Source organism: Aliiroseovarius crassostreae (assembly GCF_025137635.1).
GTDB classification, from domain to species: Bacteria; Pseudomonadota; Alphaproteobacteria; order Rhodobacterales; family Rhodobacteraceae; genus Aliiroseovarius; species Aliiroseovarius crassostreae.
Genome location: NZ_CP080772.1, coordinates 1,043,460 through 1,065,021, shown reverse-complemented (window position 1 = coordinate 1,065,021; position 21,562 = coordinate 1,043,460). Strand labels below are relative to the sequence as shown.

Here is a 21,562-nt window from a genome sequence, read left to right as displayed (position 1 = left end):
GTTAGTCGTCTTCGACGCGGGCATGGAAGGTCAGGTCGATCCTGCGCACATCCGCATCCTGAACACGGCGGGCCTTGGCCCGGTTGAAATTGAGATAGACCAGCTTGCCGCGGGCCAGGATCAGGGTGGCATCCACCAGACTGTCGGAAATGGCCGCGGCCACTTCTTTCGCCTGCTGAAACCCCGCCGCATCGGTCACCACAGAAACGGTGAATTCATGCAGCGCCCCATGGCCGGTCATGTCCGATTTCTCAGCCACATCCTCCGGCCCGATCGAGACATAGGTTCCGGTGATAATCCCGGATGGAACGGCATCATAGATCGCCGAACCAATCAGGGCATCCAGAGCGCTATCCGCCTGCAAACGTTGATAAATCGCCTGTTGAAGGGCAGCAGAAACGCCATAGCTCATGCGACCACCTCCTCTTTTGCGAAACAGGTCAGATACTGGGCGCTGCCATCCGCTTCGGTCACCGCAAGGATGCGGAATATCCGGGCCCCTGCACGAAAGCGCTGTTCGGGTTTTGGACGTGACGGCGCACCATGAGGGGCGGCCCGGACGGTGATGCGAAAGCTGATCGAGGACAATGTCACATGATCGGCCGCTTTCTCATTCCCCGTACCTGCTTTGATATCTGCCCAGAGCTCACCAAGCGCGACCCAGGTTTCGTCAAAGCCCCCTGCGCCATCCGGCACCCTCTGAGGCTCTTCCAACGTCAATTTGCGATTGAGAACAGGTAGGGTCACTGCGCACCCCCACCACCAAAGAGCCGCACCACACGATACCGCTGGATCAAAGCGGTCACACCAAAGGGCAGATCCCCCGCTCCGGCGCTCATATCTGAACGGTTTTCATAGTAATACGCGGCCAACATCAGCACCGCTTGCGCGAGATCTGCGGGAATATCCGCCCAGTCCGCACCGAAACCAGCATCAAAACCGATTTCCACTTCACCCGCGACCGGAATGGCCGGCAGGCAGATCCCGGTCGACACCAGCTTGGGACGGTGCAGGTCTTTTTCAAGGCGATAGCGGTCTGATGAGATCACCTCATCCGTGCCAAGGCGGTCGGTAATGGTCAGGCCGGTGATTGCGCTGACAGGACCAACCGGCAGGGCCTGCGTCGCCAGATCGCGCCAGGCGGTCAAGGTCCAGGTAAACGACCGGGTGATCAGGATCTTGCCGGTGCGAGCCTCGATCGCGGCCATCGCCGCGCGCAAATAACTCTCCAACACATTATCCTGCACCCCGTCATCGGCAAACCCGGTGCCCAGCCGCAGGTGGTCCTTGAATTGGGCGACCGGCAGGGCCGCGATCGGCACAGTGGTCTGCTCGACTAACATCATGGATCATCTCCGAAATTCGGGCCCCTCACGTCAAAGGAATGGGTTGGATGGGCACACGCTGTCCGTATTGCTCGGACGGAGGGGGAGCAGCTAGACAACACGGAGTTGGCCAGCGTGTGCCCAGCCCGAACGGTGACACGCACCGCCCGGACCTTGGTTCCCGGCTTAGGACACCGAGAATTTCAGCAGTTTGATCGCGGCAAAGTCGCTCACGTCACCGCCCACGCGCTTGGTGGCATAGAACAGAACATGCGGCTTGGCCGAGAACGGGTCACGCAGGATGCGGGTGTCGGGACGTTCAGCCACGGTGTAACCATTGGCAAAGTCACCGAAGGCAATCGAGGCGCTGCCCGATGCGATATCCGGCATGTCTTCTGCAATCAGAACCGGGTAGCCGATCAGACGAGCGGGCTCGCCAGCGACGGTGGCATCCGACCACAGGAAGCGGCCATCAGCATCTTTCAGCTTGCGCACGGCGCCCACGGTTTTCGAGTTCATCACAAAGACGCCATTGGCGCGGTAATCAGCACCCAGCGCATAGATCAGGTCGAAAATCGCATCCGCCGGGTTGGTGCCGTCAAAGTCACCATCCGCACCAGTTGCCACATAGCCCAGGTTGCCCCAGCTCCACGACCCGTTCTCAACCGCAGTATGGTTCAGGAAACCATTCGGCTTGTCGACGCCATCACCGTTGATAAAGGCAGCCGATTCCGCGCGGGCAAATTTCTCGGCGATACGACCCGCCAGCCAGCTTTCGATATCAAACGCACTGTCATCCAGCAGGCGCTGCGACACTTTCGGCAGGGCCGACAGTTCGTGCAGCGGGATCGAAATACGGTCGATCTTGGGGGTGCCGGTCTCAGCGGCGGAACCGGTTTCAGAAGCCCAACCGGTCACCAGATCATCCTGGTCGATCAGCACGTCATAGGCGGTGCCTTCGACATTGACCACATTGGCAACCGAGCGCAGGGATGCGGCGTTGGACAGCACACCTTTGATGGTGTCAGCGGTCACCGGATCCACCAGGTAACCACCGTCGGCGGCCACGGCGGTCGACATGGCTTTGCCTTCCAGTTGAAGGCCGCGCAGGCCGTCATCGTCGCCCGAACGCACATAGGCTTCAAAGGCTTTCTGGTGGGGGGCGCCGAGATCGGTTTCAGCGGCCAGGTGCGGCCGTGCCGCGTTCAGTTGAGATTTGCGATCCAGCATGGTCAGTCGCTCTTCCTGTTGTTGAAGTTTGGTGGAAATTTCAGATTGAAACTCTTTGATATCGCTCACGAAACCGGCCAGTGCGGTCTTCACCTCGGCAACCGGGGCGTGCGCCTGACCGGGACCAGAAGGCGCACCTGTCCGGCCCTGAGCTTTGATCTCTTTTTCGCTCATGGATGGGTCCTTGATAGAAGGTTCAGATCACTGGCGCGGCTCACTCGCCTGCCAGTATTTGGCGCGCCTCCGAAAGGGCGGCGGCCAGTTCACACAGGAGGGCATCATCGCCCGGGGTTTCCCCCTTGGCGCCCACCCGCGCACTGGGCAACATCGGGAAAGTGACAAGCGACACTTCCCAAAGTTCCAGCTCGCTCAAGAGCCTCTGGCCCTTGTCGTTCTTTGTGGCTTTCACGGTGCGATAGCCGATCGACAGGCCATCCATGGCCCCGGCCTCAATCAAAGCGGCGGCTTCTCGGCCCCGTTCCACATCGGTCAGGATCCGCCCTTTGACAAACAGGCCCTTGTGGTCTTCACGCACCTCGTCCCAGACACCAATCGGCTGGCTTGGGTCATGCTGCCAGAGCATTTTGACATTTCGCCCTTTTGCCGACAGCTCGGTAAGGCTTTTCGCATAGGCGCCTTTCAGCACAACGTCATTGCCGTTATCAACCTCGCCGAAATAGCTGGCATACCCTTCGATCGCGATGCCCTCATCGGTCTGAACTGTCTGCCCGAGGCGGACGAATTTATGCTCCAACCCCATATGGGTATGGTAATCGCTCATGTTCGCATTCCTTATTGATCGTCGTCCGACAGTTTCGGCAGCCCCAGCAGCGCCCGCTTTTCGGCATCGGACAAAAAGCCCGCCTCAGCCACGCGTTTCCATTGCTGATCCCGTTCGGCGGCCAAAGCAGGCACCTGATCCAGGTCGGGCTTGAGCGTCACCGCCTCGCCGGTGAACTCGCTCAGCCAATGCCCAACATTGGCCGCAACCCGCTGCACCATCGGAACAACCGTCAACCGGTAGAAGGCCCGATTGGCTTCCTGATAATTGGCGTAGGTCGCATCCCCTGGAATGCCGATCAGCATCGGGGGAACCCCAAAGGCCTGCGCAATTTCGCGCGCGGCGGCCTCTTTTGTTTTCTGAAACTCCATGTCAGAAGGCGAGAACCCCATCGGTTTCCAGTCCAGCCCCCCTTCAAGGAGCATCGGACGCCCGGCATTTCGTGCACCGACGTGATGGGCTTCCATCTCGCTCAGCAGGCGGTCATATTGATCCGCCGACATCTGCGCCTGTCCATCCATCCCCTTGTAAACAATCGCACCTGACGGACGGGCGGCATTGTCCAATAGGGCCTTTGACCAACTGGATGCCGCATTGTGCACATCAATTGCAGTGGCCGCGGCCTGCAGGGGCGACAGGCCGTAATGATCGTCCTGCGGATGGAAATTCTTGATGTGGCAGACCGGGCTTGGCCCTTCCCCCAGATGGAACCGGTGTTTCTTGGCCCCAACCGCATAGTCATAGGCCACCGGCCAGCCATTGGCCCCCGGCACCAGGTTCATTCGGTCCGAGCGCAGAACGTGCAGCTCCAGCGGGGCGCCCTCCTGGCCGCCAACCGCCTCCAGATACCCATTCCCCGTCAGGGTAAGCTGGCCAAACAGGGCCTCAAACAGCTCTGCGCGGCTTTGCGCAGCATTCGGACGCGACAGCAGGTCCAAAATCGGGTGCTCGTCATAGCGCCGCTCGGCATCCTGAAGCACAAGCGGCAGCGCCGCGCCAGCTTCTGCAATCAGTTTCACGGACCGAAAACCAACCGGGTTGGCCGCAAAACCGGTTTTGGTCAGGCTGACCACATCCCGCGGGCTCCATGCCACCCGCCCCGAGCCATGATAGGCGATAACGGGGCCGGTGGCCGAGGCCTTGGTCTCGACCGGAGCTTCCTCACCACGCTTCAGAAAGTTAAAAACCATATGCTGGTTCTCCTCGTTTCAAGCCGCCAATAGGCAAGCCGGTTCCAGTCCGGCGCGAGCGCACCCGCGCCAGCCGGTTCATATTTCTCTTGTCTTGGGTTGGTCAGGATGCCGGTTCAATCTGCCGCAGCATCCCGCCTTTCGATGTTTGGCACTTTGCCACCACTGGTTAAAAAAGAGTTTAACCGAGCGTTCGCACCTGTGGCCGGGACCAATGCGCAACAGGGGCAATCATCAGTTCGTGCAATGCCCAGACCAACGCATCCAGACGATCAGGGCTGCCCTTGCCCTCATACCCTGTCGGGGTCATCTGACACATTTGATCTTCAAGCTGGGAAAAGAAACCCGCGTGAAAGACTTTGCCCTGCTCATAAAGTGCTGCCACCGGTTCTGCCCGTTGTGCCTTGCCCCGGCTGGCATGAACCGCCCGATAGGGCACTGTGGGATCAATCTGGCGCACCACCTGCTCCACCAGAGCCCCACCCTGATTGACTTCGGCCACCAGACGGTCTGCCCCATGTCGGTGCATGGCCGCCAGCGCCGCCTCGGCCCATTCTGTCGGCGTCGCCCCGGAGGTTGAGGCATCCTCAAGCACATAGGCGCGCCAATCACGTGGATGCCCCTCGGTCACGGCGCCCACAACGACGATACCGCATTCATCCGACCCTTTATGCGCGGTGACAGACGGGTCAACGGCAACCACGATGCGGTTGAAATCCGGCAGCGCACCCTCATGGCGCTTCTGGTCAATCTCCTTCATTTCCCACATTGCACCCTCCACACCCTCCATCAGCACCCCATCCAGCTCCTGTCGGCCAAGATGCGTGCCCGCATAGCGGTGGCGCACCTCCTCAAGAAAACTTTTCGCAAGATAGGCCCGGTTGGCTTCGGTTGGTGCATGGGTGGTGACGGTTGAGGGGTTGGCCAGAATTTCTTTCAGCACATTGACATTGCGCGGCGTGGTGGTGATCACCTGCCGCGGATGCGCGCCCAGACGCAAACCGAACTGAAGCATATCCCAGGTCTCTTCGGCCTTTTTCCATTTCGCCAACTCGTCCACCCAGGCCGCATCAAACTGCGGCCCGCGCAGCCCTTCCGGGTCACTGGCGGAAAACACCTGCGCCACCGCCCCGTTCGGCCAGACCAGTTGGCGGCGCGAGGCAATCCACTCCGGCCGGCGATCAGGCGGCGAACACGCGATAATGCCACTTTCGCCAAACACCATCACATCGCGGGTCTGATCAAAGGTCTCGCCAATCAAGGCAACCCGGCGCGAGCGGCCCGGATCAAAGGGGCCATCCCCCTCAACCTCAGCGCGCACCCACTCGGAGCCAGCGCGGGTTTTCCCCGCGCCGCGCCCCCCCATGATCACCCAGCTACGCCAGTCCCCTTCCGGCGCCACCTGATGCGGCAGCGCCCAGAAGTCGAAAATGTAAGGAAGGGCTGCAATTGCGCTGTCAGTCAGGCTGCTCAGGAAGGCCTCTTGCTCGTCTGACGTCGCGCAGGCAAGCCAGTCTGCGCCCGATCTCATCTCTGGCCTGAGCAAGGTTGAGGCTGGTTCCAGCCGCTCCTTGCCCGGCAGTTTTGCTAGTCTGTTCAAGTCTCTTCCTTTCATCAAATACGGTCTGCAGAGCCTTGCGCAATTCGGTCGATGTTTTCGCCAAACCACATTCGCCCTCGCTCATTCCTTCTTCAGAAGCCCGCAACTGGCGCTCCAACTCATTCAAAACACGATTAAACAATCCATTGGCGATTTCGATATAATCCATCGCTTCTGCATCTGCTTTCAAAGGCTTATTATTGCTCATCTTTTTGTGTCTGCCTCTCATGCTCTCGTCCGCACGAGCGACATGAAAAAACGGCCCGAGGCAAATGCCTGGGCCGTTGATCCACGTCTTCTAGCGTAATTGAAAACTTACCGGGGACCGTGCGCACGGTCAAATCGTGCACTGGCAACAGCGCACGATCTGTTCAGCGGGTGTTTACTGTTTCGCACGCTCCGCTTCGATTTTGCGCCAGTTGGCGACATTGGCATTGTGCTCTTGCAAGGTGGTTGCGAAAGCATGCCCGCCGGTTCCATCCGCGACGAAGAACAGGTACTCCGTGTCCGCCGGGTTCAGGGCAGCTTCAATCGCTGCGCGTCCCGGATTGGCAATCGGTGTGGGCGGAAGCCCGTCTATGACATAGGTGTTATAGGGGGTTTCCCGCCGCAATTCTGATTGCCGCAATCCCCGGCCCAGAGCGCCTTGCCCCTTGGTGATACCATAGATCACGGTCGGGTCGGTCTGCAGACGCATTCCTTTGTTCAGGCGGTTCACGAATACGCTTGCAACCTGACGACGTTCCTCAGCCAGACCGGTTTCCTTTTCGACGATCGAGGCCATGATCAGCGCCTCTTCCGGGCTTGCATAAGGCAACCCCTCTGCCCGATTTTTCCAGGCTTCCACAAGGGTAATTGCCTGCGACGCCATCATTTCGGAAATCAGCTCTGATCGGGCACGTCCGGCTTTCATCTCATAGCTGTCCGGCGCAAGGCTGCCTTCGGCCGGAACGCCTGCAATCTCACCGGAGAGGAAATCAGCGGCTTTCAGGCTTTCCACCACCTGCCAGCTGGTGACACCTTCCGCAATTGCGATGCGGTAACGGGTATCGGCCTCTTCTCTCTTGGACAGGTAAACATCCGGGGCTGCCCCTTCGAGCTCTGCCGGTTTGAACTCGGCTGCCACCTTGTATTCCTGCGAGACGGGATCCAGCTCACGCACTTGCATGATCGCACTCAGGACGCCGATACGATAGAGAATTTCCGTGCCACATGTCGACGACCCGCCACGGGTGACGATCTCGATGATGTCAGCCATCGAGGCCCCCTCCGGCACCAAAAAGGACCCGGCTTTAAGCTGGTTGGACTTTTCGGAATAGCTGACACCGACACGAAAGATCTGCGGGTAGGAAATTGCCCCCAGGGTCTCCAGATTCTTCGACACCCGGTTGAAATTCGATCCACGCTCTACCTTGAGACAGACCGCCTGCGCCAGGGGACCCGGTTGGGTAAACTCACGTTTGCCCCAAGCGATCATCCCCACCCCGACAATCAGGATGAGGATGAAAAGCGTCAGCGCGTTGGACGCGATGTTTCGCCACATCAGTCAGCGACCTTGCCCATAACAAGACAGGCATTGGTGCCACCAAATCCGAAACTGTTCGAGAGGGTGATGTTGATGTCGCGCGGTTCCGCCTTGTTGGCTGCCAGCGACAGGCGCGGCGCGACTGCCGGGTTGTCGAGGTTCAATGTTGGCGGTGCAATCTGGTCGCGGATTGCCAAGACACAGAAGATCGCTTCCACCGCACCAGCAGCGCCAAGCAGGTGACCGATTGAGGATTTGGTCGAGGACATGGTGGCCTTGTCAGCCGCGTCGCCCAGCAGACGCTCAACTGCACCCAACTCAACCGTGTCTGCCATCGTGGACGTGCCGTGGGCGTTGATGTAATCCACCGCTGACGGTTCCAGACCAGCTTTCGCCAAAGCCGCGGTCATGGCGCGGAAGCCACCGTCGCCATCCTCGGACGGGGCGGTGATGTGATAGGCGTCGCCCGACAGGCCATAGCCCAGCACCTCGGCATAGATCTTGGCACCGCGCGCCTTGGCGTGTTCGTACTCTTCCAGCACCACAATTCCGGCACCTTCACCCATCACGAACCCATCCCGGTCGTTGTCATAGGGGCGGCTGGCCGCTTTGGGGTCATCTTCGCGCTTGGTCGACAGGGCTTTACAGGCGTTGAAACCCGCAATACCGATCTCACAGATCGCAGCTTCGGCACCGCCGGCCACCATCACATCTACATCGCCGGACTGGATCAGACGGGTTGCATCACCAATGGCGTGCGCGCCGGTCGAACAGGCGGTCACAACCGCATGGTTCGGACCTTTGAAGCCGTATTTGATGGACACCTGTCCGGAGATCAGGTTGATCAGCGACCCGGGGATGAAGAAGGGCGAAACCCGGCGGGGGCCACGTTCCTTGATCAGCACAGCCGTATCGGCAATTGACGACAGCCCGCCAATGCCGGAGCCGATCATCACGCCCGTGCGCAGGCGGTCTTCCTCTGCTTCCGGGGTCCAGCCCGCATCAGCCAATGCCATATCGGAAGCTGCGATACCGTAAAGGATGAAATCATCCACCTTACGGCGCTCTTTCGGAGCCATCCAGTCATCGGGGTTGAATGTCCCGTCAGTGCCATCACCAAACGGCACTTCGCAGGCATATTTGGTGGTTACATTGGAGGCATCAAACTTGGTGATCGGACCTGCGCCCGACTGCCCGTCCAGAATACGTTTCCAGGTTTCCTCGACCCCGCTGGCCAGCGGAGATACCATGCCCAGACCTGTCACTACCACTCGACGCATATTTGTAGCCCTTTCAAAGGTATTTCAAACTCTCGCGTTAAATAACGCGGGCAAGCCATGCGGGGCAAGGCGTTTTCCGGAAACGGGCAACTGCCCGCACGTCGTTCCGCCCTGCCTGCAGGAAAAATTCCTGTTCACAAACGAAAACGACGCCCCGAAGGGCGCCGTTTCCCAGTTTCTGTCACACGCGCTTATTGAGCTTCGGTGATGAACTTTACGGCGTCGCCGAAGGTCTGGATGGTTTCGGCAGCGTCATCCGGGATCTCAATGCCGAACTCTTCTTCGAAAGCCATAACCAGCTCAACGGTGTCCAGGCTGTCTGCGCCCAGGTCGTCAATGAACGAGGCCGATTCCGTGACCTTGTCCTCTTCCACACCCAGGTGCTCAACAACGATTTTTTTCACGCGATCTGCGACGTCGCTCATGGTAAATCCTCACATTATTCAGGGCTTGTGCCCTTTGGGTCGGGCCGGAGCCCTGTCTCATTTGGCCTCGAAAGACCGCTCAGTTTCCCGCGCGTTATGCCGAGATCCCCAGACATGCAAATGCGCCCGGGGGAAAACCTGCGCCGCCTATACCACATCGGGTAAGATAGGCAAACCATTTCAGGGATCAAGGGGCAGGCACACCCGGCCCCTTGATCAAAGCCTTAAAGCATCGCCATGCCACCGTTGACATGCAGCGTCGCACCGGTCGTGTAACCTGCTTCGTTTGACGCCAGATACAGAACTGCGGCCGCAATTTCATCCGCACTGCCCATACGCGCGGCCGGAATTTGCACGTTGATCTTGTCTTTCTGATCATCGCTCAGCTTGTCGGTCATCGCGGTTGCAATGAAGCCCGGTGCCACACAGTTGGCGGTGATGCCGCGGCTTGCAACTTCATAGGCCAGCGATTTGGTCATGCCGACCATGCCCGCCTTCGACGCAGCATAGTTCACCTGACCGGGGTTTCCGGTGGCACCGACGATCGAACTGATATTGACGATTCGCCCCCAGCGCGACTTCATCATCGGGCGCATCACCCCACGGCAGAGCCGCATGGTCGAGGTCAGGTTCACGTTGATCACGCTATCCCATTCCTCATCCGACATGCGCATAAAGATCTGATCCCGGGTGATACCAGCATTGTTCACCAGAATATCGACCGATCCCATCACCTCAATTGCCTGCTTAGGCAGGGCATCCACCGCCTCGCCATCCGAAAGGTTGCAGGGCAACACATGCGCACGCTCCCCCAGTTCGGCGGCCAGAGCCTCAAGCGGCTCCACCCGGGTTCCTGACAGCGCCACAGTCGCCCCCGCGCCGTGAAGCGCCTTGGCAATCGCGCCACCAATACCCCCCGAGGCGCCCGTGATCAGCGCATTTTTACCCGTCAGATCGAACATCTGCTTTTCCTTCTTTGCTTTCCAGCCCACCTCAGCCCCGCGACAGAAAACAAGCGAGTGTTTCCCCCACGAGACCGGCAGCTCTTCTGAATTATCCGTTCAGCGCCTCAATGGCAGCTTTCACATCCTCAGGTGTGCCCACCGCCCGGCAGGTCACATCCTTGGCAATCCGGCGGATCATGCCCGAAAGCGCCTTGCCGGCACCGATTTCCCAGACCTCACTCACGCCTTCATTTGCCATCCACGCAACACTTTCGCGCCAGCGCACGGAACCGGTCACCTGCTCCACCAGCAAAGAGCGGATTGTCGCCGGATCGGAAAGTGCGGTGGCCCGCACATTGGCCACCAGCGGCACGCTGGGACGTTCCATATCCACCTCTGCCAGAGCCTGCGCCATCGCTTCGGCCGCCGGTTGCATCAGTTCACAATGGAACGGGGCGCTCACTGGCAGCAGCACGGCACGACGCGCGCCTTTCTGCTTGGCAATCTCAACCGCGCGCTCAACCGCCTCCTTATGGCCAGACACCACAACCTGTGCGGGATCATTGTCATTGGCGGCCTGACAGACCTGCCCCTGTGCGGCTTCCTCGGCGACATCGGTCGCGGCGTCGAAATCCAGACCAAGCAGTGCCGCCATGGCCCCAACCCCGACCGGAACAGCCTCCTGCATCGCCTTGCCACGAATGCGCAGCAGGCGCGCGGTGTCGGCAATGGAGAAGGTGCCCGCAGCGGCCAGCGCGGAATATTCCCCAAGCGAATGCCCGGCGACATAGGCGGCAGCGTCAATTCCCACGCCTTCCGCTTCCAGTGCCTTCACAGCAGCCAGCGACGTGGCCATCAGCGCGGGTTGCGCATTCTGGGTCAGGGTCAGCTCTGCCTGGTCCCCTTCCCAGATCAGGGTCGAAAGTTTTTCGCCAAGGGCCTCGTCCACCTCGTCAAACACAGCTTTGGCTTCCGGGTATGCCTCTGCGAGGGCTTTGCCCATGCCAATGGATTGGGCACCCTGCCCGGGAAATACGAATGCGCGGCTCATAAACCCTCCTTTGCCCAATCGGACAGATTTCTTTCCCCAAGGGCATAGCCTGCGGGGGAAGCGGGCGCAACGGGTTTAAACTGCACCAAAAAAAATGGGGCGCTGCCGCACCCCATCCGTGGTTCGCGCCTCGCCCAGATCACGCCGCACAGCGCATGGACCCAGGCTCAGGCAGGACCGGTTTCGTCAGGCGGCGAGTGTTGCACGCCTCATATCCGCTTTGATGCGCTTCAGCAGCGGATACAACAGGTCCTCCGGCCCGGCGGCCACTTCGAAAGCCAACGGCGCATCGTTGCGGCGCACATAAAGAACGGCATCGTCCCCCTCATATGCCGGGCGCGAGACAAACAGATCGCCCGCCTGCTGAAGCGGCATTTCAGCAACCACCGAAAAGCGGCCGTTTGCGCGCCGCAGCCCCCGGCGCAGCTGGCGCCGTTCGAGATCAACCTGCGTTTCTCCACACCGGTCATTGGTGCCGCTCCAGAACAGAACCGACCCGAGCAGGGCAAAAAGCACGCTCACCCCGATCTTGAACGGGATGATATCAGGATGCACGGAGGCGCCGGGCATCACCCAAAGGCCAACCGCAACCAGAAAAAGAACAATCCCGCCATAGCGCAACAGGAGGTAACCAGCCCTCATCGCAACACCCGCAGCGTCGCAAGAGGTGATCATGTACCCCCAGCGCGTGTGGGTCAGCTCCGGCCCCTGATCTTCCGATCCGAGGGATTTGACATCGTTGATATCGTTGATCAGAACGCTCATTACGCAACATCCTTCCTTGCCGTCTTTCCGTTAATCATTTGCCCTGAAAGGTGGCGGGAATGGGGCAGCGGAGAGGAGTTGTTTTGACACCCGCCGCCTTCGCTGTTCTGGCGCATGCACCTGCCAAGGCGTGCCCCTCTCCCCTGCCCCTTGCATCCTGGCCCGATCCGTGTATAAGGCCCTGTCCTTTCCGCATGTCTTGAACTGCGTTGCCTCTCGTGAATGGGTCGCGGAAAGGTTGGGCCCATACTTTGAAGCACGTGTAAATAACAGGAGCTCACATGCCGCTTTATGAGCATGTCTTCATCTCGCGCCAGGACCTGTCCAACGCGCAAGCTGAAAACCTCGTCGAACATTTTGGCACCGTGCTGGCCGACAACGGCGGTAAAGTCGTTGACAGCGAGTACTGGGGCGTCAAAACGATGGCCTACAAGATCAACAAGAACCGCAAAGGGCATTACGCCTTCCTGAAAACCGACGCGCCTGCCGCTGCGGTTCAGGAAATGGAACGCCTGATGCGCCTGCATGACGACGTGATGCGGATCCTGACCATCAAGGTCGATGATCACGCTGAAGGTCCGTCGGTTCAAATGCAGAAACGTGACGAACGCGGCGACCGCCGTGGCCGTGACCGCTAAGTTCGGAAGGATCTAAACAATGGCTAGCAAACCGTTTTTCCGCCGCCGCAAGGTCTGCCCGTTCTCGGGTGACAACGCCCCGAAGATCGATTACAAAGACACCCGTCTGCTGCAGCGCTACATCTCTGAGCGTGGCAAAATCGTTCCTTCGCGCATCACCGCCGTTTCGGCCAAGAAGCAGCGTGAACTGGCCCGTGCCATCAAACGCGCCCGCTTCCTCGCCCTGCTGCCCTACACCGTGAAGTAAGGAGAACATCATGCAAGTTATCCTTCTGGAACGCGTGGCCAAACTGGGTCAAATGGGTGACGTGGTTGACGTCAAGCCGGGTTACGCCCGCAACTTCCTGCTGCCGCAAGGCAAAGCCCTGACCGCTTCGCAAGCCAACATCGCTGGCTTCGAAGCTCAGAAAGCTCAGCTGGAAGCCCGCAACCTCGAAACCAAAAAAGAAGCTGAGGCTCTGGCTGAGAAGCTGGACGGTCAGCAGTTCATCGTGATTCGCTCCGCTTCGGATGCCGGCTCGCTCTACGGTTCCGTCACCCCGCGTGACGCCGCAGATGTGGCCACCGAAGCTGGCTTCTCGCTGGACAAAAAACAGGTTGCCCTGAAAGCTCCGATCAAGGATCTGGGTCTGCATGCCGTGCATGTGCGCCTGCACCCTGAAGTCGAAGTTGACATCTTCCTCAACGTGGCCCGTTCGGAAGAAGAAGCCGAACTGCAGGCCTCGGGCAAGTCGATCCAGGAACTGGCTGCAGAAGCTGAAGCCGAAGCTGAATTCGAAATCGCCGAACTGTTCGACGAAATCGGTGCCGCTGCTTCGGATGATGACGACGCTCCGGCTCCGGTCGCTGAAGAAGCTTCGGAAGAAGAGTAATTCTTCTCTTTCCGAAACGACCTTAAAAGCCGCCTTTCGGGGCGGCTTTTTCTTGCCGCCCCCAAAAGGGTGGCAAAGAGATGCTGATCACCACACAGTTTCTTTGCGTCCCCATCGCCACGCTGTAGCGTCTGGACATGAGACAGATTTCTTCCATGCCACGGCGCCAGTTTGTGCAGCTGGCAACCGCCACATTGCTGGCAGGATGCGGCGGGCGCACAACGGAACCGACCCGGTCGCGCCCCCACAAAGATGCGTTCAATCCACCGCTCTATCCCAACGAGACCCCCGAACTGCGCGCCCTGATCAACAAATGGGCCGACCATTACCAGATCCCGCGCGAGCTGGTGCATCGTCAGGCGGTGCGCGAAAGCACCCACCGCCCCTGGGCGCGCAACGGACCCTATTGGGGGCTGTTGCAGATCCTCCCCCAGACCGCCCGCACCATGGGTCACCGCGGCCCGGCAGAAGAGCTGCTCGACCCAGATGTGAACCTGAAATATGCAGGGAAATACCTGAAAGGTGCTTATCTGGTGTCGAATGGCAGCATTGAAGGCGCAATGAAATGGTACGCGCGCGGCTACTATTACGAAGCCAAGCGGCTGGGGCTGTTGGTGGAGACCGGGCTTCGACCGGGGTAATGCTCCCGCGTCTTTACGGCCTTTGGCCGACAGGCTTGGGCGTGGCCTCGCTTCGCTCGGGAAGGGGCCTTGCCCCTCTTGTCCCTTTTCGGGGCCAATTCACCCCAGGATATTTTTGACCAGGAAAATGTGGCAAAAAGGCCGGGGATCGTTCCCGTTCGAACTGGCACAAAAAAGGCCGCCCCAAGCGGGACGGCCTTGTCATAAGCGGAAATGCCCGTCTTATTCGTCTTCCAGCGCCTCAACGGCCTTTTGAAGATCGTCTTTCGACACTTCTTTTTCCGACACATCAGCCAGTTCAAAGATGTAGTCAATGACCTTATCTTCGAACAGCGGTGCCTGGATCTGCTGGCGCATCTGCGGGTTTTGCTGAACGAATTCAAAGAACTGACGCTCCTGCCCCGGGTATTGACGCGCCTGATTCATGATCGCCTGGGTGAACTCTGCATCAGAGACCTGGATCTCGTTCTTCTGGCCCAGTTCGGCCAGCAGCAGACCAAGGCGCACACGACGTCCAGCCAGTTTGTTGTGCTCGTCGGTGGGTTCAACTTCCGGGTGGTCGTGGCCTTCCACTTCCGGGTTTTCCTCATGCCACAGCTGATGAGCGATCTGCTTGGCTTCTGCATCCAGCAGCGACGGCGGCAGGTCGAACTCAACCAGCTTGTCCAGCTCATCCAGCAGGCCACGCTTCATCACGGCACGGGCTGCACCGCCGAACTCAGCTTCAAGACGCTCGGCGATCTGAGCTTTCAGAGCCTCGAGGTCTTCGGCACCGAATTTCTGGGCCAGCTCATCATTGATTTCTGCGGCAACCGGTTCCTTCACCTCATTCACGGTGCATTCGAACACGGCATCTTTACCGGCCAGGTGCTCAGCGCCGTATTCAGCGGGGAAGGTCACTTTGACTTCCACTTCTTCACCGGCCTTGGCGCCAACCAGTTGGTCTTCGAACCCCGGAATGAACGAGTTCGAGCCCAGAACCAGCGGGTAATCGTCGCCAGCGCCGCCTTCAAAGGCTTCGCCGTCCACTTTGCCCAGGAAGTTGATTACAACCTGATCACCGTCTTTGGCTTTCGACCCTTTTTTGCGGGCTTTGAAATCCTGCGCGGTTTCGGCCAGGTTGCCCAGGGCCTCTTCCACGTCAGCGTCACCAGCCTTCACAACCATCTTCTCGAGCTTGATGCCCTTCAGGTCGACTTCCGGAATTTCCGGCAGAGCTTCGTAGGTCATTTCGACCTCGACGTCGTCGCCTTCTTTCCAATCTTCGTTGGTCATTTTTACATCGGGCTGCAAAGCCGGACGATCGCCGCTTTCCTCGAAGTGCTTGTTCATTGCACCATCAATCGATTCCTGCATGGCTTCGCCCATCAGGCGCTGACCAAACTGCTTTTTCAGAAGCGCCATCGGCACCTTGCCCTTGCGGAAACCTTTCATCTCCACTTCCGGCTGCGCCTCGGCCAGCTTTTCATTGACCTTTGCGTCCAGATCGGCCGCGGGAACCACGATTTTGTAACCGCGTTTCAGGCCTTCATTCAGGGTCTCGGTGACCTGCATGTCGTTGTCCTTCTTTCATCTTTGGTGCGGGTGGAGGGACTTGAACCCCCACGCCTCGCGGCGCCAGAACCTAAATCTGGTGCGTCTACCAATTTCGCCACACCCGCATAACCTTAACGGCGCACCGGTTGATTTCTGTCTGACCCGACGCCGAATTCGCGCCCTTCTAGCAAAGGACGCCGGGGGATGCGAGAGGAAAAATCGCAAAGTGAGTCCGCTTTGCCACGTTGCTTTGATGATTTTCCGCCTGCCCGGAAAAATCGTCGCCCTTAACCGTTTGTTGGCCTATCGTCGGTATCAAAGAGCAGCGCCCCGCAAGAGGGCAAAAACAAAGATGCAGGTGGTGTCCCCATGACGTTTCAAACACGGGGGCTTGTTTCGGCGTATGATCGACAAGCCCGGCATATTTATTCTTCCGGTATTGGCGCAGGTGCGCGGGTTTTGACGTTATCAGGTGAAAAGCCGATTACCGAGATCAAAGCCGGAGAGCGTCTGGTGGCCGCAGATATAGGTGTCGTGCGTCTTCGTGCCATCAGCCGAAAGACGATGCACCTGCAGGACATGATCCGCATCAATCCGACAGCGATGTTTGGATTGTCCGGAAAGGACGCCTTTCACGTGGCTCCAAACCAACCTGTTCTGCTCCGGGGCTGGATGGCACAAGCCATGTTTGGAAAAGAACAGACACTTGTGGCAGCACATCGCCTTGTGGATGGAGAACTGTTCAGCCGCCCGACTGAGGCAGGCACAATTACCCTATTTCAGTTGCATTTCGCAAAACGTCATCTGATCCGCATCAATGGTCGGGACATGTCATCTACCCCGCTCCCCGCGCTGAAAGAGGCTTAATGGAAACAATGCTATGCATTTAGGCGCATTACCTCAAAATGCGAAACAGCCACATTAACAAACCTCACCGCTGCCCCAATTCTGCCCCATTTCCAAATAAATGGTTACTCAGGGATAAATCCGAACTGATGTAAAAGGGTGCTGCCATGACTGCCTTGACCAGCAACAACGTTTTTCACGACGCCACATCTGCCCAGGCGGGCCTCACAAAAGGTACGATCGTCCTGACGTTGCGCGGCGAGGTCGCCGTGGAAGACCTGCGCGAAGGCGACCGCATCATTACACGTGATGTCGGAGCCCAACCGTTGCGCGCGATCGAGCAGAGCACCGCCAAAAGCGCGCTCATCCAGAAAGGCAGCCTTGGTGCGAACATGCCGGAACGTGACACCCGCGTCGCCGCTGAGCAGGCCATCCTGCTGCGTGGTGAGAAAACTTCTCTGGTCAGCGTCAGCAGTCTGGCAGGCGAAGTGCGGGAAACTCTGGAAAAAACGACGCTCTATCGCCTCATCTTCGACCGCAACCATGTCATCTACGCAAACGGTGCTGAGCTGACGACGGGTTAAGCCCCGATTTTCCGAAACACCTTTGGCAACATCTCCGGCAGATCCTCCGCGATCAGCCCCGGGCCGAACTCCAACGCGCATTCCACATGCAGCCAGGCGGCCGTTTCGGCGGCCTGCATTGGCGAAAATCCCCGCGCCAAAAGCCCGGTGACAAACCCGGCCAACACATCCCCGGATCCGGCTGTAGCCAGCCAAGGGGCCGCACGTTCGTAATGCGCTGAATGGATCGAACATTGCCCATCCGGGGCCGCAATCACCGTATCCGCTCCCTTGAGCAGCAGCACACAGCCAGCCCGCGCTGCGGCCTCGCGGGTTGCATCTACCTTCGAATAGGCCGGACCTTTGACTGCTGGCGCATTTAGCTTTTGTGCAATATCCGGAAACAGTCGCGCAAACTCACCGCCATGGGGGGTGAGCACGCAGTTTTCGTGCAGCTGATCAAAAAAAGCCTGCGGCTCCTCCGCAAAAGCCGTCAGCGCATCAGCATCCAGCACCGTCGCCCGCCCGGCCAAAAGCGCCACTGGCACCAGCTCCCGCGCCCGCTCAATGCCCAAGCCGGGGCCAAGGCAGAGCGCATTGAACCGCTCATCCGCGAGCACTGCCTCCAATGCCTGTTTGTCCCCAACCGGAGACAGCATGATCGCATCCAGCCGCGCCGCATTTTCCTGAACGGCACCGGGCGTGGGAGCGACGGTCACCAGCCCTGCCCCAATGCGTAAAGCACCTCGCGCCGACAATCGCGCAGCCCCGCCTTTGCCAGAAGGCCCCGAGAGGATAAGAGCGTGACCATGGGAGTATTTGTGTTCATCAATATCCTTGCACACCCCCCCCCCATGCCAACCATCAAACTGCCGTAAAAGTGCTCGGTTAGGTGTGTTGAAAGCAGACAAAGCTTTTCCCTCAGTCTTTTGAAGAGGCATCACCACGCCATGATCCAAGCTCTTTTGTTGAGCTTCCAATCCTATATCTACACAATGCAGCTTCCCAACCCGCTCTGCACCTTTGTCGAGTAAATGCCCAGGTTTGTATCTGTGAAACGAAACAGTGAGGTGAGCCGTAGCCGAATAACGGTTCCAATCCTCTTCATGTGGAAACTCTTTTCCGCTGTCAGAACAAATTCCACTTGGCATGTCGACGGCTACGATGGCTGGCCGCCCCCTAAAATGGCCAAACTCAATTGCAAAACAATCGACCATGTCCTCCATATTCCAAAATAACTCACCCAAGCTTCTCAACGGTCTCGCCAACCCTGTACCGAAAAGCGCATCAATCAACACATCACACTTCCAGCCGTCCCTGCGTGCATAATCACTCAGATCGCCTACCTCCCCCAATGCGCACCACCGCTCATAATTCATCCGCGCATCCGGCGGCAGCTTTTCGGCATCCCCGTAAAGAAACGCCTCCACCTCCCAGCCGCGCAAATGCAATAACCGCGCCACGACAAACCCATCACCGCCATTATTGCCCGGCCCGCAAAGCACGACCGCCCTTTTCCTCTTGCTGGAAATATCCCGGGGTTCGAGGGCTTCCTGGAAATGATCCGGGGGATCATTTCGCCCGACGAACGGGCTGAGCCCTGACGCAGGATCGGGGGCAGCGCCCCCCTGCCCGGCCTCATCGGACTCCGACGCCAATTCTGGCCATTTTGCAAAAATCGCCTCAACCACGCCCCGCCCGGCACGCTCCATCAACTCAAGGCCTGTGACCTCACCTGAGTCGATTGCAGCCTGTTCAATGGCGCGCATTTGGGCAGCCGTCAGCAGTTCCGTCATCTTGATCCTTTCTGCAATTGCACAATTTCACGCCATATCGCCTAAATTTTGTGCAGAAGCCCTAAAAATTGGCACAGCTGCGCGCCGTAACAGAGACCAACAATTGTCCGGCCACAGGGAACATGGTCTGTCTACTTCTAAAGCGTTTCACCAGAAATCTGTATCACTGATTTAGGGCGAAACGATCGGAACGTAGATATGTTGTGCTGCGTTTTGCTTTCTCCTGAGGTCAGGCAAAAAGCAAACGCTTTAACGCGCAAACTGCCATTGGGGGAAGCCAGATGAAAAAGATCGAAGCGATCATCAAACCGTTCAAACTGGACGAGGTGAAAGAAGCGCTTCAGGACATCGGCGTTCAAGGTCTGTCGGTGATCGAAGTGAAGGGGTTTGGCCGCCAGAAAGGTCATACCGAGCTGTATCGCGGCGCCGAATACGTGGTCGATTTCCTGCCCAAAGTGAAGATCGAAGTGGTTCTGCCCGCCGATCAGGTGGACGAAGCCATTGAAGCCATCGTTGAGGCCGCCAAGACCGACAAGATCGGTGATGGCAAAATCTTTGTCTCCCCCGTTGAACAAGCCATTCGCATCCGCACCGGTGAAACCGGTCTGGACGCCGTGTAATCCGCCCTTTTCCCGGGCATCCAAGTTTCTGAAACAAAGGAAAAAGCAATGAGCACACAAGCCGTACTCAAGCAAATCAAGGACGAAGACATCGCCTATGTCGACATCCGCTTCACCGACGTGCGCGGCAAGCTGCAGCACGTGACCGTGGACAGCGATCTGGTGGATGAGGACTTCCTGGAAGAAGGCTTCATGTTCGACGGGTCGTCGATTGCCGGCTGGAAGTCGATCGAAAACTCCGACATGAAACTGATGCCGGACACAGAAAGCACCTATGTTGATCCGTTCTATGCTGAAAAAACGCTCTGCGTGCACTGCTCCATCGTGGAGCCGGACACCGGTGAGAAATACGGCCGTGACCCGCGCGGCACCGCCGAAAAAGCCGAGGCCTATCTGAAGTCGTCGGGTATTGGCGATGTGGCTTACATGGGGCCGGAAGCAGAGTTTTTCCTGTTCGACAACGTGCGTTACCAGGTTGGCATCAACAAAGTGTCTTACGAAGTGGACGCCGTGGACGCCTCGTGGAACACCGACACCGATTATGAAATGGGCAACTCGGGCCACCGTCCGGGCGTCAAGGGCGGGTATTTCCCGGTGAACCCGATTGATGACGCGCAGGACATCCGCGGTGAAATGCTGTCGACCATGAAGTCGCTGGGCATGAAGACCGACAAACACCACCACGAGGTGGCGTCGTGTCAGCACGAGCTGGGTCTGATCTTCGACACCCTGACCAAACAGGCTGACGAGCTGCAGAAATACAAATACATCATCCACAACGTGGCCCACGCTTATGGCAAGTCGGCAACCTTCATGCCGAAGCCGATCTCGGGTGACAATGGCACCGGCATGCATGTGAACATGTCGATCTGGAAAGACGGCAAACCGCTCTTTGCCGGCGACAAATACGCCGACCTGTCGCAAGAGGCGCTGTGGTTCATCGGTGGTGTTCTGAAACACGCCAAGACCCTGAACGCTTTCACCAACCCGTCGACCAACAGCTACAAACGCCTGATCCCCGGCTTTGAAGCCCCGGTTCTGCGCGCCTATTCGGCCTCGAACCGTTCGGGTTGTGTCCGTATTCCGTGGACCGAAAGCCCGAAAGCCAAGCGCGTGGAAGCCCGCTTCCCCGATCCGGCCGCGAACCCCTACCTGTGCTTTGCCGCCCTGCTGATGGCTGGCCTTGACGGCATCAAGAACAAGATCGATCCGGGCCCCGCTCAGGACAAGAACCTCTATGATCTGCCGCCGGAAGAGCTGGAAGGCATTCCGACTGTCTGCTCCAGCCTGCGCGAAGCACTGGACGCCCTGGCCGAAGATCACGACTTCCTGCTGGCCGGTGACGTGTTCACCAAAGACCAGATCGACGGCTATCTCGACCTGAAATGGGATGAGGTTTACGCCTACGAGCACACCCCGCACCCGATCGAATTCCAGCTTTACTACAGCTGCTGATCGCTTTTGCGGTTCATCACACCAAGGGCGCCTTCGGGCGCCCTTTCCTTTTTGGAAGCCATTTTTGCCCCGGCTCGGTATTGAAGTTCCGCCAGTAGAAGCGCCGGAAAACAGGGTTAACACAACTTAAGGCCTGAGGCACCGCCTGCCATATCGGCATGCAATTGGTCCATTTTGGCCGTATTTCTTTCCCGTAAACTGCATATTCACGAGGCATTCTGAGGTCAGACAAACACCAAACCGCGCCTGAATGCCCTGAAACGAATGAGACCTTCGCCATGCCCCTCTTTGCACCAAAACATCAGAAACTGGCCCCGATGACCCGGTCAGGAAACCTGTTTTCCCGGCTCTTCGCCCAGCGTCGCTCCGCCAATCCGCCGCGCACCATCCGCCATTGGACCCCGCAACAGGGGTTTGTCGAAATCCCCGTCGGCTGCTGACATCTCGGCTGCGGACATAAGGCGCAGATTGACCCGAAT

General features: G+C 58.5%; 24 protein-coding genes and 1 tRNA gene. 8 read left to right on the top strand and 17 right to left on the bottom strand.

The genetic code is table 11. The features are described 5' to 3' along the window. Nucleotide 1: 1 nt before the first annotated feature. The 14 genes from K3J57_RS05155 to K3J57_RS05090 form a co-directional block, all read right to left on the bottom strand. Nucleotides 2-412, bottom strand: a complete 411-nt coding sequence (locus tag K3J57_RS05155; RefSeq protein ID WP_259797363.1) for a DUF3168 domain-containing protein — start codon at nt 410-412, stop codon at nt 2-4. Then, complete coding sequence (locus tag K3J57_RS05150) at nt 409-747, bottom strand: head-tail adaptor protein (protein ID WP_173487258.1); 339 nt, start codon at nt 745-747, stop codon at nt 409-411. Before K3J57_RS05150 ends, K3J57_RS05155 begins: the two co-directional genes overlap by 4 nt. Then, a complete protein-coding gene (locus K3J57_RS05145; RefSeq protein ID WP_259786588.1) occupies nt 744-1,346 on the bottom strand; it encodes a head-tail connector protein in 603 nt (200 codons plus the stop codon). The genes K3J57_RS05150 and K3J57_RS05145 overlap by 4 nt, the downstream gene beginning before the upstream one ends. Nucleotides 1,347-1,511: 165 nt before the next feature. After that, the gene (locus tag K3J57_RS05140; protein ID WP_259797361.1) at nt 1,512-2,729 is read right to left on the bottom strand and encodes a phage major capsid protein; all 1,218 of its coding nucleotides are present in this window, start codon (nt 2,727-2,729) and stop codon (nt 1,512-1,514) included. 40 nt (nt 2,730-2,769) lie between these two features. Then, nucleotides 2,770-3,315: an HK97 family phage prohead protease gene (locus K3J57_RS05135; protein ID WP_055192710.1), complete on the bottom strand. Its 546-nt coding sequence runs from the start codon at nt 3,313-3,315 to the stop codon at nt 2,770-2,772. 32 nt (nt 3,316-3,347) lie between these two features. Then, nucleotides 3,348-4,526, bottom strand: a complete 1,179-nt coding sequence (locus K3J57_RS05130) for a phage portal protein (RefSeq protein ID WP_259797360.1) — start codon at nt 4,524-4,526, stop codon at nt 3,348-3,350. A gap of 181 nt (nt 4,527-4,707) precedes the next feature. Next, entirely contained in the window at nt 4,708-6,057 is a 1,350-nt protein-coding gene (locus tag K3J57_RS05125; protein WP_259797359.1) for a DNA-packaging protein, read from the bottom strand. Then, entirely contained in the window at nt 5,984-6,334 is a 351-nt protein-coding gene (locus K3J57_RS05120; RefSeq protein WP_259778934.1) for a permease, read from the bottom strand. The genes K3J57_RS05125 and K3J57_RS05120 overlap by 74 nt, the downstream gene beginning before the upstream one ends. Nucleotides 6,335-6,508: 174 nt before the next feature. Further along, entirely contained in the window at nt 6,509-7,669 is a 1,161-nt protein-coding gene (gene mltG, locus K3J57_RS05115) for an endolytic transglycosylase MltG (protein ID WP_259797357.1), read from the bottom strand. After that, nucleotides 7,669-8,931 (bottom strand): beta-ketoacyl-ACP synthase II, encoded by a 1,263-nt coding sequence (fabF, locus tag K3J57_RS05110; RefSeq protein WP_259797356.1) that lies wholly within the window; start codon nt 8,929-8,931, stop codon nt 7,669-7,671. Before fabF ends, mltG begins: the two co-directional genes overlap by 1 nt. A 191-nt stretch (nt 8,932-9,122) precedes the next feature. Then, on the bottom strand, nt 9,123-9,356 hold the full coding sequence (locus K3J57_RS05105; protein ID WP_055192641.1) for an acyl carrier protein: 234 nt from the start codon (nt 9,354-9,356) through the stop codon (nt 9,123-9,125). 224 nt (nt 9,357-9,580) lie between these two features. Next, the gene (gene fabG, locus K3J57_RS05100; RefSeq protein WP_173487265.1) at nt 9,581-10,318 is read right to left on the bottom strand and encodes a 3-oxoacyl-[acyl-carrier-protein] reductase; all 738 of its coding nucleotides are present in this window, start codon (nt 10,316-10,318) and stop codon (nt 9,581-9,583) included. Nucleotides 10,319-10,409: 91 nt separating this feature from the next. Then, the gene (gene fabD / locus K3J57_RS05095) at nt 10,410-11,351 is read right to left on the bottom strand and encodes an ACP S-malonyltransferase (protein ID WP_259774806.1); all 942 of its coding nucleotides are present in this window, start codon (nt 11,349-11,351) and stop codon (nt 10,410-10,412) included. A gap of 186 nt (nt 11,352-11,537) precedes the next feature. Next, entirely contained in the window at nt 11,538-12,116 is a 579-nt protein-coding gene (locus tag K3J57_RS05090) for a hypothetical protein (RefSeq protein ID WP_259794307.1), read from the bottom strand. Nucleotides 12,117-12,397: 281 nt separating this feature from the next. Here K3J57_RS05090 and rpsF point away from each other — a divergent pair, with 281 nt between their 5' ends. The 4 genes from rpsF (at nt 12,398) to K3J57_RS05070 (ending at nt 14,267) form a co-directional block, all read left to right on the top strand. Then, on the top strand, nt 12,398-12,754 hold the full coding sequence (rpsF, locus tag K3J57_RS05085; RefSeq protein WP_055192645.1) for a 30S ribosomal protein S6: 357 nt from the start codon (nt 12,398-12,400) through the stop codon (nt 12,752-12,754). 19 nt (nt 12,755-12,773) lie between these two features. Beyond that, complete coding sequence (rpsR, locus tag K3J57_RS05080) at nt 12,774-13,001, top strand: 30S ribosomal protein S18 (protein WP_055192646.1); 228 nt, start codon at nt 12,774-12,776, stop codon at nt 12,999-13,001. 10 nt (nt 13,002-13,011) lie between these two features. After that, nucleotides 13,012-13,626, top strand: coding sequence for a 50S ribosomal protein L9 (gene rplI / locus K3J57_RS05075; RefSeq protein ID WP_173487269.1), 615 nt, complete (start codon nt 13,012-13,014; stop codon nt 13,624-13,626). Between the two features lie 137 nt (nt 13,627-13,763). Then, on the top strand, nt 13,764-14,267 hold the full coding sequence (locus K3J57_RS05070; RefSeq protein ID WP_259797355.1) for a lytic transglycosylase domain-containing protein: 504 nt from the start codon (nt 13,764-13,766) through the stop codon (nt 14,265-14,267). 222 nt (nt 14,268-14,489) lie between these two features. Here K3J57_RS05070 and tig read toward each other — a convergent pair whose 3' ends face one another. After that, complete coding sequence (gene tig / locus K3J57_RS05065) at nt 14,490-15,821, bottom strand: trigger factor (RefSeq protein ID WP_259774810.1); 1,332 nt, start codon at nt 15,819-15,821, stop codon at nt 14,490-14,492. A 22-nt stretch (nt 15,822-15,843) separates the two neighbouring features. Further along, nucleotides 15,844-15,928, bottom strand: a tRNA-Leu gene (locus tag K3J57_RS05060). Nucleotides 15,929-16,172: 244 nt separating this feature from the next. Here K3J57_RS05060 and K3J57_RS05055 point away from each other — a divergent pair. Together K3J57_RS05055 and K3J57_RS05050 are read left to right on the top strand one after the other, a co-directional pair. After that, nucleotides 16,173-16,670, top strand: a complete 498-nt coding sequence (locus K3J57_RS05055) for a Hint domain-containing protein (protein WP_259786579.1) — start codon at nt 16,173-16,175, stop codon at nt 16,668-16,670. Nucleotides 16,671-16,816: 146 nt separating this feature from the next. Beyond that, a complete protein-coding gene (locus K3J57_RS05050; RefSeq protein WP_173487272.1) occupies nt 16,817-17,233 on the top strand; it encodes a Hint domain-containing protein in 417 nt (138 codons plus the stop codon). On the opposite strand, the gene K3J57_RS05045 is transcribed toward K3J57_RS05050, so the two are convergent. Beyond that, a complete protein-coding gene (locus K3J57_RS05045) occupies nt 17,230-19,008 on the bottom strand; it encodes an NAD(P)H-hydrate dehydratase (protein WP_259797354.1) in 1,779 nt (592 codons plus the stop codon). The genes K3J57_RS05050 and K3J57_RS05045 overlap by 4 nt on opposite strands. A gap of 281 nt (nt 19,009-19,289) precedes the next feature. Here K3J57_RS05045 and K3J57_RS05040 point away from each other — a divergent pair, with 281 nt between their 5' ends. Next, nucleotides 19,290-19,628, top strand: coding sequence for a P-II family nitrogen regulator (locus K3J57_RS05040; RefSeq protein ID WP_055192654.1), 339 nt, complete (start codon nt 19,290-19,292; stop codon nt 19,626-19,628). A 48-nt stretch (nt 19,629-19,676) separates the two neighbouring features. After that, nucleotides 19,677-21,083 (top strand): type I glutamate--ammonia ligase, encoded by a 1,407-nt coding sequence (gene glnA / locus K3J57_RS05035; RefSeq protein ID WP_259777059.1) that lies wholly within the window; start codon nt 19,677-19,679, stop codon nt 21,081-21,083. The last annotated feature ends 479 nt before the right edge of the window (nt 21,084-21,562 follow it).